13 protein-coding genes are annotated in these 12862 nt (G+C 63.2%); 6 read left to right on the plus strand and 7 right to left on the minus strand.

The window, feature by feature from the left end:
* The first annotated feature begins 230 nt into the window (after positions 1–230).
* The gene (gene asd, locus ACXAED_RS18965; protein ID WP_475052350.1) at positions 231–1121 is read left to right on the plus strand and encodes an archaetidylserine decarboxylase; all 891 of its coding nucleotides are present in this window, start codon (positions 231–233) and stop codon (positions 1119–1121) included.
* Here asd and ACXAED_RS18970 read toward each other — a convergent pair.
* The gene (locus ACXAED_RS18970) at positions 1118–1540 is read right to left on the minus strand and encodes a PaaI family thioesterase (RefSeq protein WP_475052353.1); all 423 of its coding nucleotides are present in this window, start codon (positions 1538–1540) and stop codon (positions 1118–1120) included. The two genes, asd and ACXAED_RS18970, sit on opposite strands and share 4 nt — an antisense overlap.
* 58 nt (positions 1541–1598) lie before the next feature.
* Between ACXAED_RS18970 and ACXAED_RS18975 the strand changes: the two genes are divergently transcribed.
* The 4 genes from ACXAED_RS18975 (at position 1599) to gluQRS (ending at position 5595) form a co-directional block, all read left to right on the plus strand.
* Positions 1599–2384 (plus strand): enoyl-CoA hydratase, encoded by a 786-nt coding sequence (locus tag ACXAED_RS18975; RefSeq protein WP_475052355.1) that lies wholly within the window; start codon positions 1599–1601, stop codon positions 2382–2384.
* 350 nt (positions 2385–2734) lie between these two features.
* On the plus strand, positions 2735–4090 hold the full coding sequence (gene trmFO / locus ACXAED_RS18980) for a methylenetetrahydrofolate--tRNA-(uracil(54)-C(5))-methyltransferase (FADH(2)-oxidizing) TrmFO (RefSeq protein WP_475052357.1): 1356 nt from the start codon (positions 2735–2737) through the stop codon (positions 4088–4090).
* A gap of 33 nt (positions 4091–4123) precedes the next feature.
* Positions 4124–4738 (plus strand): class I SAM-dependent DNA methyltransferase, encoded by a 615-nt coding sequence (locus ACXAED_RS18985; RefSeq protein WP_475052359.1) that lies wholly within the window; start codon positions 4124–4126, stop codon positions 4736–4738.
* Positions 4735–5595, plus strand: coding sequence for a tRNA glutamyl-Q(34) synthetase GluQRS (gene gluQRS, locus ACXAED_RS18990; protein ID WP_475052360.1), 861 nt, complete (start codon positions 4735–4737; stop codon positions 5593–5595). Before ACXAED_RS18985 ends, gluQRS begins: the two co-directional genes overlap by 4 nt.
* A gap of 53 nt (positions 5596–5648) precedes the next feature.
* Here the strand turns inward: gluQRS and hisI are convergent, their stop codons facing one another.
* Complete coding sequence (gene hisI / locus ACXAED_RS18995) at positions 5649–6020, minus strand: phosphoribosyl-AMP cyclohydrolase (protein ID WP_475052361.1); 372 nt, start codon at positions 6018–6020, stop codon at positions 5649–5651.
* A 77-nt stretch (positions 6021–6097) separates the two neighbouring features.
* Here hisI and ACXAED_RS19000 point away from each other — a divergent pair, with 77 nt between their 5' ends.
* Positions 6098–6550, plus strand: a complete 453-nt coding sequence (locus ACXAED_RS19000; protein WP_475052363.1) for an iron-sulfur cluster assembly scaffold protein — start codon at positions 6098–6100, stop codon at positions 6548–6550.
* A 290-nt stretch (positions 6551–6840) separates the two neighbouring features.
* On the opposite strand, the gene ACXAED_RS19005 is transcribed toward ACXAED_RS19000, so the two are convergent.
* The 5 genes from ACXAED_RS19005 to sciP all read right to left on the minus strand — a co-directional run bounded on the left by ACXAED_RS19005 (position 6841) and on the right by sciP (position 12745).
* Positions 6841–6963: a hypothetical protein gene (locus ACXAED_RS19005; protein ID WP_019296173.1), complete on the minus strand. Its 123-nt coding sequence runs from the start codon at positions 6961–6963 to the stop codon at positions 6841–6843.
* Between the two features lie 148 nt (positions 6964–7111).
* Entirely contained in the window at positions 7112–9202 is a 2091-nt protein-coding gene (gene recG / locus ACXAED_RS19010) for an ATP-dependent DNA helicase RecG (RefSeq protein WP_475052364.1), read from the minus strand.
* A complete protein-coding gene (gene ligA / locus ACXAED_RS19015; RefSeq protein ID WP_475053144.1) occupies positions 9199–11418 on the minus strand; it encodes an NAD-dependent DNA ligase LigA in 2220 nt (739 codons plus the stop codon). The genes recG and ligA overlap by 4 nt, the downstream gene beginning before the upstream one ends.
* A 202-nt stretch (positions 11419–11620) precedes the next feature.
* Positions 11621–12340, minus strand: a complete 720-nt coding sequence (gene ctrA, locus ACXAED_RS19020) for a response regulator transcription factor CtrA (RefSeq protein WP_008556381.1) — start codon at positions 12338–12340, stop codon at positions 11621–11623.
* Between the two features lie 117 nt (positions 12341–12457).
* Positions 12458–12745, minus strand: coding sequence for a CtrA inhibitor SciP (gene sciP / locus ACXAED_RS19025; RefSeq protein WP_008557698.1), 288 nt, complete (start codon positions 12743–12745; stop codon positions 12458–12460).
* Positions 12746–12862 lie beyond the last annotated feature (117 nt).

The raw sequence follows: 12862 nt of genomic DNA on the forward strand, positions 1-12862 counted from the left end.
ATGAAACCTGAACTAAGCCCGTTCCATTCAATTCGCCTGTCGCGCCAGCGGCAGGCACGCGTCCGCCCGCCCCACGGCGGGCGCGTTCCGCGCCCACCCAGGCGAACGCTTAATTTATTGATCCGGCCGAGGGGACGGCCCCGGCCCTAACGTTGCGCGCCGATCCCCCTTGGCCTGACTGCCAGTCTTTGCTAGGCGCGGCGGGAGCTTAATCACACGTGGCAGGCCAAATGCAGCGCGACCCCATCCTTGTTGTTGACCGCGAGACCGGCGAGACCTTTGAAGAGGTTGTGCTGGGCGAGAAATGGATCCGCTGGGCCTATCAGAACGCCAGCGCCAGACCGGTGGAGAAACTGCTGTTCCGCTCCACCCTTATCAGCCGGCTGATGGGCGCCTGGTTCGATTCTCGGATATCCAAGGGCAAGATCGCCAAGGTGATCGAGGATCTGTCAATCGACATGTCGGAGGCCACAGCAGCTGCGGACAGCTACAGCTGTTTCAACGACTTTTTCGTGCGCCACCTGAAGCCCGAAGCCCGCCCCTTCAGCGATGATCCGAAGGACATCGTTTCCCCCGCCGACGGCCGGGTGCTGGTGTTCCCTGAACTGGCTGAGGATGTCTTTGTTCCGGTCAAAGGCTACCCGATGTCGGTCCGCACCATGCTGCCCGGTATTGCAGAGCGCTTCATCGGCGGCGCGCTAGCCATCGTGCGGCTGTGCCCGGCGGACTATCACCGCTATCACTTCCCCGCCGCTGGCCGGATCACCGGCGCCCGGGACATACCCGGCGCGCTGCATTCGGTGAACCCGATTGCGCTGGGGGCCGGGCCGGACGTGTTCGGCGAGAACAAACGGACTTGGACGCTGATTGAGACCGAAACCCTGGGCACCTATTGCTTTGTCGAGGTGGGCGCCTTTGGCGTCGGCTCCATCGTCAACACCCGCACCGAAGGCACGGTGCGGAAGATGGACGAGAAGGGCTATTTCAAGTTCGGCGGCTCCACCGTGGTGGTGGTGTTCGAGCCGGGCAAAGTCCGGTTTGCGGATGACTTGGCAGCCAACAGCGCCAAAGGCCGGGAGACGCTGGTCAAGGTCGGCCAGCCGCTGGCCACCGCGCTTTAACGCTTGGGCGGGATCGAATAGGTCATGGAGGCGCGGGCGACCGGCTCCTCCATGCCTTCGGAGTACATCAGCACATCCGCCACCGCCAGAACCCGGCCCAGCTTCAGCAGCCGCGCCTCGGCAATCACATCCGCCCTGGCGACCGGCTTGCGCATGAAATCCAGCGAGCAATTGGTGGTCACCGCCAGCGCCTCGCGCCCCAGACGCGACAGGATCAGCGCGTAGATCGCGCAGTCGGCCAGCGCAAACATCGACGGGCCCGACACGGTGCCGCCGGGCCGCAGGTGCCGCTCCGCCGTCAGCAGCCGCATCCGCAGACCGTGTTCATCCATCGCGTCGATGGCAAAGTCGTCTTTCACCTGCGGAAAGATCTCATGCAGGTAGTCCGTCAGACCTGCGACATCAAATGCCAGTGCCATGCTTTTCCTTTCCCTTCGCGCTGACTAGAGTTGCCGCAAGCTTTGGGAGGAGAGCAAGATGGCAATTCTGGAACGTTGCGACACAGGGAATATTGCCCGGCTGACGATGAACACGCCGGAGAAGCTGAACGCCCTGTCGGACGAGATGCTGGCGGCGCTGCAGGAACAGATAGATGCCTTGCGCGAAGACAGCAGCATCAAGGTGGTGATCCTGTCCGGCGCGGGCAAAGGTTTTTGCGCAGGCCATGATATCAAGCAGATGACCGCAGGGCGCGCAGGCGAAGATGGCGGCAAGGCCTATTTCCAGGATCTGTTTGCCCGCTGCACCAGCGTGATGACGGGGCTGCAGTCCCTGCCCCAGCCGGTAATCGCCCAGGTCCATGGCATCGCCACGGCGGCGGGCTGCCAGCTGGTCGCGTCCTGCGATCTGGCGGTGGCGGCGGAGGGCACCAGATTTGGCGTCAACGGGGTGAACATCGGCCTCTTCTGCTCCACCCCGATGGTAGCGCTGTCGCGCAACATCCCGCGCAAGCAGGCGTTTGAGCTGCTGACTACAGGCGAGTTCATCGGCGCCGCCCGCGCGGTGGAGCTGGGGCTGGCCAACCGCACCGTGCCGCTGGAGGCGCTGGAGGCGGAAACCGCCAAGCTGGCCGAAACCATCGCTGCGAAACTGGGCGCGGCGGTGAAGATCGGCAAACAGGCGTTTTATGAGCAGCTGCAAATGCCGCTCGACCAGGCCTATGCCTATACCAGCGGGGTGATCGTCGAGAACCTGATGTACCGCGACACCATCGAAGGCATGGCCGCCTTTATCGAAAAACGCGCGCCTGACTGGCAGGAATAAGTTTTTCGGAAAATTTTCGGAGAGCTTTAAGCTTTGTTTACCAATCGAAACCTATTGTTTCCTCAAGACGCCAGCCAACTGCCTTTCAATTCGGGCGGAAAGATGGCAAAGATTGGGCAAGGCCGACGCACTGTCACTGGCCTGCACAATTTGGGCTGCTGCTGCGGAAGGGTCCCTCCAACCGGTTCTCTCTCACCGGTCAATCATTCCCGCGGCGGCGGCCCCAAATTACCCTGCCCCTGACGAACTGACACCCGGACGTCGCGCGTGCGCGGTTTCCGGCAGCTCTGCCGCAGCCCCACGCGCCCAAGCCGGTTGCACAGGCCCTCACCCTGCCCTATGTGGCGGGCATGACAGATCATTCGGCACAAACACTGCATATCGTGGGCGGCGGCATGGCCGGCTCGGAAGCGGCCTGGCAGGCGGCGAACATGGGCGTATCCGTGGTCATCCACGAAATGCGCCCCAAGGTGGAGACGTTTGCCCACCAGACCGGCAACCTGGGCGAGATGGTGTGTTCCAACTCCTTCCGTTCCGACGATGATGAGCAGAACGCGGTCGGCCTGCTGCACTGGGAAATGCGCCAGGCAAACGGGTTGATCATGACCACCGCCGATCAGCACCGCCTGCCCGCCGGCGGCGCCCTGGCCGTGGACCGCGAGCCCTTTGCCGAAACCGTGACCGCCAGGCTGAAGGCGCATCCGAATGTGTCGGTCTCTTACGAGGAGATCACCGAACTGCCCGCCGGCGGCCACTGGATCTTTGCCACCGGCCCGCTGACCTCGCCGGAGCTGGGCAAGGCGATTCAGGCTGAAACCGGCGCTGAGGCGCTGGCCTTCTTCGATGCCATCGCGCCGATCGTCTATGCCGAGTCGATCGACATGTCGAAGGCCTGGATGCAGTCGCGCTATGACAAGGGCGAAACCGAGGAGGAGCGCACCGCCTACCTCAACTGCCCGATGGACAAAGACCAGTACGAAGCCTTCATCGACGCGCTGCTGGCCGCCGACAAGACCGAATTCCACGAGGGCGAGACCGCTGGCTACTTCGACGGCTGCCTGCCGATCGAGGTGATGGCCGAACGCGGCCGCGAAACCCTGCGCCACGGGCCGATGAAGCCGGTGGGACTGACCAACCCGCATCAGCCGGACGTCAAAGCCCATGCCGTGGTGCAGCTGCGCCGCGACAACGCGCTGGGGACGCTGTTCAACATCGTCGGTTTCCAGACCAAGATGAAATACGGCGCCCAGACCGAAGTGTTCAAAATGATCCCGGGACTGGAGAACGCCAGTTTTGCCCGCCTCGGCGGCATCCACCGCAATACCTTCATCAATTCGCCCACCCTGCTGGACGCACAGATGCGGCTGAAGTCCAAGCCTAACATCCGATTTGCCGGCCAGATCACCGGCGTTGAGGGCTATGTCGAAAGCGCCGCCATGGGCCTGCTGGCCGGCCGCCTGGCCGCGGCAGAAATCCTCGGCCGGGACTTGCCCGAAGTGCCGCAGGACAGCGCTATGGGCGCGCTGATCCACCACATCACCGGCGGCGCCGAGGCCAAGACCTTCCAGCCGATGAACGTGAACTTTGGCTTGTTCCGCCCGGTGGACGGCCTGAAAGGCGGCCGCCGCGGCCGCAAGGACCGCTACAAGGCCTATACCGACCGCGCCAAGACCGTCTGGCAGGAGTGGCTCAGCAACTTTTCCTAGACGGAATACGGCCGCGGGGCCTAAACTTGCGGCATGAGCGAAAAGTTTCTGAACAAGGCCTATGACCTTGAAACACCGGAAGCGACCCTCAAGCACTACGACCAGTGGGCCGCTTCCTATGACGCAGAGATTGCCGAAAACGGGTATGCGACACCGGGGCGGATCGCCCAGGCATTGGCGAAATTCCAGAAAGACCTGAGCGAGCCTGTTCTGGATTTCGGCTGCGGCACCGGCCTGTCGGGCATGGCGCTGCGGCTGCAAGGCTTTGAAACCGTCGACGGAATGGAGCCTTCCGAGGAAATGCTCGCCCAGGCCCGCAGCAAAGGCGTTTACCGGAAGCTGACGCAGATTGATGTTTCCAACAAGAAGCCGATCCCGGAAGGCGCCTACCGCCTGATCACCGGCTGCGGTGTGCTGGGTACCGGCGCGGCTCCGCCCGTGGTGTTCGACATGATCATGCGCGCCTTGCCGCGCGGCGGGCTGTTTGCTTTCTCCTACAACGACCACGCGCTGGAGGACCCCGCCTATACCGGCAAGCTCAACGAATGGCTGGACTGTTCGGCGGCACGGCTGCTATTCCGGGAACATGGGGATCACCTCCCCGGAATAAACCTGAAGTCAACCGTTTATGTGATTGAGAAGGCGTGACATTCACCACCAGATTTGCGCCGTCGCCGACCGGACCGCTGCACTTGGGTCACGCCTATTCCGCGTTGCTGGCGTATGGCATGGCAACGGCTGAAGACGGCCGCTTCCTGCTGCGCATTGAGGATATCGACCAATCCCGCGCCCGGCCCGCCTGGGAGGCGCAGATCTATGACGACCTGCACTGGCTGGGCCTCATTTGGCCGCAGCCGGTGATGCGCCAATCAAAGCGGCTGCCCCGCTACCGCGCCGCACTGGACCGGCTGACCGCACTGGGGCTCACCTACCCCTGCTGCTGCAACCGCGCCGATATCGAGGCCGCGGCCGGAGCACCGCAGGAAGGCGTCCCGCAATTCGGCCCCGACGGGCGCATCTATCCCGGCACCTGCCGCCCCCGCCTGCCTGGCGAGGCCACGGAGCGCGACGTGATCCGTTTGAACATGGAAAAGGCCATCCAGACCGCAGAGCTGCGCAGCTTCACCGAGACCGGACCAGAATTTGCCGGAACGCACCAGCTCGACCCAGAACAACTGGTCTCAAGCGTTGGCGATATCATCCTGGTGCGCCGCAGCATGGGCAGCTCCTACCACCTGTCGGTGGTGATAGATGACGCGGATCAGGGTATCACCCATGCGGTGCGCGGCGCCGACCTGTTCGAAGCAACCCAGATCCATGTGCTGCTGCAATCGCTGCTGGGCCTGCCCACGCCTGTTTTTCACCACCACCGCCTGATCCGCGACGAACATGGCAAACGGCTCGCCAAACGCGACGACGCCCGCGCCATCTCCAAGTACCGCGCCGAGGGCGCCACCCCGCAGGACATCCGCGGCATGGTAGGCCTGCCGCCTTCCTCTTGCTGAAAATACCCCCGCCGCAGGCACGGCCCATCAGGGGCGTCTCCTTTGGTTGCGGTTCACTCCATCGGTTTCATCAGCTCGACCTCGCCCCCCTCCCGCAGCGCGGTATAGAAACAGGTCCGCCGGTTGGTGTGGCAAGCCGCCCCGGTCTGGCGCACCAGCGCAAGCAGGCAGTCGCGGTCGCAATCGACCCGCAGATCCACCAGTTCCTGCACATGGCCCGAGGTCTCCCCCTTGATCCAGAACGCCTGGCGCGAGCGCGACCAGTAGGTGACCCGGCGGGTTTCCAGCGTGCGCGCCACCGCGTCTGCATTCATCCAGGCCATCATCAGCACCTCGCCTGACGCCTCATCCTGCGCGATGCAGGGGATCAGGCCGGCATTATTGTAGGACAGGCTGGCGGGATCAAAGGACGCGGCAATAGACATGGATAAAAACCTTTTGCATCTGCTGTTCGGCTCCCTATGTATGGGGAACCACCAAGCAGGGAAAGCCCGGGAAAGCGATGTCTGGCGAATCCGATCTGATCAAGCTGTATTCTTCGCGCATTCTGGCGCTGGCGGCGGATATTCCGCATCTTGAGCGTCTGGAAACCCCGAACGCCACGGTCAAGAAACGCTCGCCGCTGTGCGGCTCCACCGTCACCGTAGACGTCACTGTAGACGACGGACAGATCGCGGATTTCGGCCAGGACGTAAAGGCTTGCGCGCTGGGACAGGCCGCCGCGGCTGTTGTCGGCGCCAATGTGATCGGCCGCTCGCTGGCCGAGGTCGAGACCGCCCGCGACCAGCTGAAGGCCATGCTGACCCAGGACGGCCCGGTGCCCGATGCCCCCTTCGACGGGCTGGAAGTGCTGCAGCCCGCGCGCGAGTTCAAGAACCGCCATGCCTCCATCATGCTGGCGCTGGAGGCCACCCTGGAAGCGATGCAGACCGCCGCCAAGGAGCAATGCGCCTGACGGCGGCTCTTTGCTTCACTGAGTGTCTTAGACAGCAGCCCCCGTAACAAGCCTTGCAGTATTGCAGGGGAGCGATTTTTTTGCCTTCGCCCTTCCAACAAAAAACCGCCGCGCATCCGGGCAGGATGGCGGCGGCAGTCATGCTCTGCGGTGCGGGACCCGGGCGGGCCAGGCTGGATCTTGAGGCAATCCATTGGGGGATCGGGACAGGCGGTTGATCCCTTGGGCAGTCCGGGACAGGAAAGGGCCGGCCCGGCACAGCAGAGGCATTCAGGAACGGGAACAGAGGGTCAGAACAGGCCCGGCAAATGCAGCGCCGCCACCAGCATTACCATCAGCGAGGCCGCGCCGATGGCGTCCTGCAGCAGGGTGGAATGGGCATTCTGAATCGTGGTTTTGATCTGTGCAATCATGGCTCGGGCCTCCTCCAGTCTGTCTTTTCGCTCTTTGGCAAATTTGTTGCCCCTTTGTTCTCATTTTTACCAGCACCTGTAAAGAACTTTTTGAGAACATTTGCGAACAGATTGGAACATCAGTCGAGAATACGCGCCTAAACGCGGGTTAACCCACTGTAATCAAACGGATCGCCTGATCTTGCTTCATCAGCCACAGAAGCACCCGCGCCGCCTTGCCGCGGGCGCTCTCCAGCTTGGGGTCTGTCGCCAGCAGCGCCCGCGCATCGCTTTGCGCCACCGCCATCAGCCCGGCCTGGCGCTCCAGGTCGGCAATCCGGAACCGCGGCAGCCCGGATTGCGCGGTGCCGATCATGTCGCCCGCGCCGCGCATCTGCAGGTCGGTTTCCGAGATCCGGAAGCCGTCCTCGGTCTCACGCAAAACCTCCAACCGCTTGCGCCCGCCTTCGGTCAGCGGCGGCTGGTACATCAGCAGGCAGGTCGACTCGGCGCTGCCGCGCCCAACCCGGCCGCGCAGCTGGTGCAGCTGCGCCAGGCCAAAGATCTCCGCCCGTTCAATCACCATGATAGAAGCATTGGGCACGTTTACCCCGACCTCGATCACCGTGGTGGCCACCAGAACCTTGGTCTTGCCCTCCTGGAACGCCGCCATCGCGGCATCCTTTTCCGCGGGCGGCATCTGGCCGTGGACCAGACCCGCGATCCCCTCACCCAAGACAGCGCGAAGATGCTTGAAACGCTCCTCCGCCGCGGTCAGGTCGCTCAGCTCCAACTCATCGACCAGCGGGCAGACCCAATAGCACTGCCGCCCCTCCGCGATGGCCTTGCGCAGGTGGTCGACCACCTCCTGCATCCGTTCGGTGCTGATGACCGCAGTCTTGACCGGTTTGCGCCCCGGCGGTTTCTCATCCAGCACCGAGACATCCATGTCGCCGTATTGCGCCAGCGCCAGCGAGCGCGGGATCGGTGTTGCAGTCATCACCAGCACATCGGCGCCCTTGCCCTTTTCTGCCAGCTCCATCCGCTGCCGCACCCCGAAGCGGTGCTGTTCATCGACAATCGCGAGCCGCAGGTCTCGGAATTCAACATCCTGCTGGAACACCGCATGGGTGCCGACCAGAACATGAATATCACCGCGCTTGAGCGCAGCCAGCTTGGCCTTTCGCTCAGCCCCCTTGTCGCGGCCTGTCAGGATCTCGATCACCACCCCCGCATCTTCCGCAAGCGGTCCGAGCCCCTCCATGTGCTGCTGTGCAAGAATGCCGGTCGGGGCCATCATCACCCCCTGCCCGCCCGCTTCAACTGCGACCAGCAAGGCCATGAAAGCAACCAGGGTTTTCCCTGCGCCCACATCGCCTTGCAGCAGCCGGTTCATGCGCTTGGGCGAGGCCATATCGGCGGAGATTTCCTCGATCGCCCGGGCCTGGGCGTTAGTGGGCTTATACGGCAGCGTCTTCAAAACACGCGACTGCAGGCGGCCGGTCGCATGGCTTTCGATGCCCCGGGCCTTGCGCTCAGTTTGCCGCGCCAGCGCCAGGGTCAGCTGATGCGAAAACAACTCATCATAGGCCAGACGCGCCCGGGCCGGCGCCTGCGGGCTCAGGTCATCCAGGCCTTGCGGCACGTGCGAGGATTGCAGCGCCTCGTGCCAGGCAGGCCAGTTCTCCTTCAGCATCTGCGCCGGGTCGATCCACTCATCCAGCTCAGGCATCCGCGACAGCGCGCTTTGCGCCGCCTTGTACATGGTTTTCTGCGTGACCCCGTGGGTGAGGCTGTAGACCGGCTCGTACTCCGGTATCTCATGCGCCTCTTCCACCGGCAGCATGTGATCGGGGTGGACCATCTGCGCGAGGCCGTCAAACAGCTCCAGCTTGCCCGAGACCACGCGGCGCGATCCCTCCGGCAGCTGCGCCTCCAGATAGCGGCTGCGGCCATGGAAAAAGACCAGCTGGAACTCGGTCTCCGCGTCCTCCACGTGGATACGATAGGCGCCGCCCTTGTTGCGCGCGGGCCGGTGGCGGCCAACGGTCACCTCAACCGTCACCGTTGCGGGCAAGTCCACACCGCGAATAGTCTCGCGCCGCCGGCGGTCGACCACAGAATAAGGCAGGGAAAACAACAGGTCGCGCGGTGTTTCTATATCAATCTGGAGAAGGTTCTGCGCGGTTTTCGGGCCGACACCCTGCAAGGTCTCGGCGCCCGCAAACAGCGGAAACAGGATCTCCGGACGCCCGCTCATGCCCCTGCGATCAGCTCCAGCCAGCCGTCTTCGTCCAGCGTCTGAATGCCCAGCTCTGCCGCCTTTTTGGCTTTGGAACCCGCGCCGGGGCCAGCCACCAGAATGTCAGTCTTCTTGGAAACGGAGCCGGAGACCTTGGCCCCCAGCGACTCGGCCCGTGCCTTGGCCTCGGCGCGTGTCATCTTCTCCAGCGTGCCGGTGAAGACGACGGTCTTGCCCGCAACCGGGCTGTCCGCGGCCGGCGCATCAGGCGGCACGATGGTCAGTTTCGCCACCAGCCGGTCGATGGCCGCGCGCTCCTCCGGGTTGGCAAAGGCATCGGACAGGGACAGGCCCAGCACCGCGCCGATCCCGTCGACGCCGATCAGGTCGGCCCAGGCAGCTGAAGCCTCGGCCGGGACTTCGCAGGCTGCAATGGCAGCGGCCCGGGTTTCCGAGATCCGGGGCCGACGGCCCTCATCAGAGGCAGCCTGGCGTTCAGACTCCTCGGCTTCATCGGCGGCCCGGTGCGCCAACGCAGCCGGGCGGGCCGCGTCGAGCGCAGCCGCCATACCCTGCCAGTCCCGGTAGTGCAGCGCTAGATCGCGGCCGGCTACCTCACCTGCATGGCGGATGCCGAGGGCAAAGATCAGCTTGGCCAGCGGGATCGTGCGCTTTTCCTCAATCGCGGTAAAGAGGTTGTCGGCGGATTTCTCCCCCCAGCCCTCGCGGTTCTTCAGCTGCTGCAGGCCAGAGCCGTAATTTTCTTGCAGATCAAAGATATCCGCGGGCTCCTTGATCCAGCCGTCGCTGTGGAACTGCTCCACTTGCTTGGCACCCAGCCCTTCGATGTCAAAGGCCGCGCGGGAGACGAAATGCTTGAGCTTTTCCACCGCTTGCGCGGGGCAGATCAGCCCCCCGGAACAGCGGCGCACAGCATCGCCTTCTTCCCGTTCCGCCGGGCTGCCGCATTCCGGGCAGGAGTGCGGGAACAGATAGGGTTCGGCCCCCTCGGGCCGCTTGGACAGATCCACATCCGCCACTTTTGGAATCACGTCGCCCGCGCGGTAGATCTGCACCCAGTCGCCGATGCGGATGTCTTTGCCGCCGCGGATCTCCTCCCCCTTGGAATCCCGGCCCTGGATGTAATCCTCGTTGTGCAGCGTGGCATTGGACACCACCACGCCGCCGACCGTCACCGGAGTGAGCCGCGCCACCGGGCTGAGCGCGCCAGTGCGCCCCACCTGGATGTCGATGGTCTCCAGCCGGGTCCAAGCGAGTTCGGCCGGGAATTTATGCGCAATTGCCCAGCGGGGCGTGGTGGAGCGGAACCCCAACCGCCCCTGCAGCGCCAGATCGTTGACCTTGTAGACCACCCCGTCGATGTCATAACCCAGCGTGGCGCGCTGTTCCTCAATGCTGCGGTAGTGGTCGATCATCTCCGCAACGCTGGTGCAGAGACGGGTCAGCGGGTTGGTCTGGAACCCAAGCGACTGCAGCCGCGCGATCGCGTCCATCTGCGTCTCCGCCAAAGGCGCGCTCAGCTCACCCCAGCTATAGGCAAAGAAACGCAAAGGCCGGGCGCGGGTGATTTCGGCGTCCAGCTGCCGCAACGAACCGGCGGCGGCATTGCGCGGGTTGGCAAAGATCTTGCCGCCGCGCTCCGCATGGCGGGCGTTCAGTGCTTCGAAATCTGCGTGGCTCATATAGACTTCGCCCCGCACCTCCAGCACCTCCGGCGCGCCGTCCAGCTGCTGCGGAATATCGGCGATGGTCAGTGCATTGGCGGTCACGTTTTCGCCCACACTGCCATCGCCGCGGGTGGCGGCCTGAACCAGTTTGCCATGCTCGTACCGCAGAGACAGCGACAGACCGTCGATCTTGGGTTCGGCTGTGTAGCCTAGCGCGGCCTCCCCGCCCAGGCCCAGGTATTTGCGGATGCTTCGGTCGAAATCGGTGACGTCCTCATCCTCGAAAGCATTGCCCAGCGACAGCATCCGCACCGCATGGGTGATCTTGCCAAATCCGGACGCCGCCGGCGCGCCGACCGCCTCCAGCAGGGAGGCTTCTTCGGCCAGTTCAGGAAAGGCCTCCGCCAGCGCGTTGTAGCGCCGTTTCAGCGAATTGTATTCGGCGTCGCTTATCTCCGGCGCATCGGCCTGATGATACGCCAAATCCGCCGCCCGCAGCTGTTCCTCCAGCGCAAGAAACTCTGCCCGGGCGTCTTCCGCCGTCAGGCCGGCCACGTCTTTTTCCGAATTCTCTGCCACGCGCGGTCCCTCTTCGTTCTCACCACTGGTGATAGGACGCCGCGCGCGCCGCGTCCAGCGCCTCTGTCAGGGAGCGATCACGCCGCTGGAAAAAATGAAAAGACCCGCCGCTTGGCAGGTCTTTGCAACCGGCGGCACGAGGTCAAGCGCCGCCCGGATCGTCACCCTTTCAGGCGCCGACCGCCATCCGCTGGCCGCCGGACATGTGATCTTCCTGCGGATCACGCAGCACATAGCCGCGGCCCCAGACGGTTTCGATGTAATTCTCGCCGCCCGTCGCATTGCTGAGTTTCTTGCGCAACTTGCAGATGAAAACGTCGATGATCTTCAGTTCCGGTTCATCCATACCGCCGTAAAGGTGGTTCAGGAACATTTCCTTGGTCAGCGTGGTGCCCTTGCGAAGGGACAGCAGTTCCAGCATCTGGTATTCCTTCCCGGTCAGATGCACCGCCTTGCCATCGGCCTCAACCGTCTTGGCATCCAGGTTGACCGAGATCTTGCCGGTCTTGATAATCGACTGCGAATGGCCTTTCGAGCGGCGGATGATCGCATGGATCCGTGCCACCAGTTCCTCACGGTGGAAGGGTTTGGTCAGATAGTCATCCGCACCAAAGCCGAACCCCTTGATTTTGTTGTCGGTGTCATCTGCCCCGGACAGGATCAGAATGGGTGTTTCGATGCGGGACATGCGCAGCTGGCGCAGCACCTCATGGCCGTTCATATCCGGCAGCCCCAGATCCAGCAGGATCAGGTCATAGTCGTAAAGCTTGGCCAGATCGATCCCTTCCTCGCCCAGATCCGTCGAATAGACGTTCAGGTTGGCGTGGGTCAGCATCAGCTCGATGCTTTTCGCTGTGGTCGGATCATCCTCAACCAAAAGAATGCGCATATTTTATTCTCCGCCTGTACACTGTTTCCCTCAGGTCCCGTTAACCTTGGTGGAAAAAAGTTAATGCCCCGTTACCATGATGGTTAATTTACGAATGCAACTCAAGGGCGGCTCATACTATTTTGCATCCGGGTTACGGAATTTCTTCAGCCTTGTGGTTTTCAGCGCTTCTTCACCATGGTCGGCCACGGCGGCGACCCAGCTGCGGAACTCCTCTTCGCTAAGGCCGTAACGGCGCATTGCTTCGGTCTGCGGCAGCAGCCCGTAGAGCACGCCGCGCACAACCGCAGCCTTGCGCGAGGCCACCCAGCGCTTGGTGGTTTCCGGCGGCAAATCCGCCCGGGTCATAATGGTTCCGTCCGGCAGGGTAACGGCCCGCGGGCCGTCGACTTTCTTCAAAAACATCCGTCTTCCCTTTGAAGATCGTTTTCGTTGGGGTCCGGCAGAAGAATTTCCGAACAGGCTTAACGGCGCGTGAACCACACCCCTTGAGAGTTGTTAGGATTTTCCTATATTCTGCGG

This window comes from Leisingera sp. ABM4_103 (genome assembly GCF_056158685.1).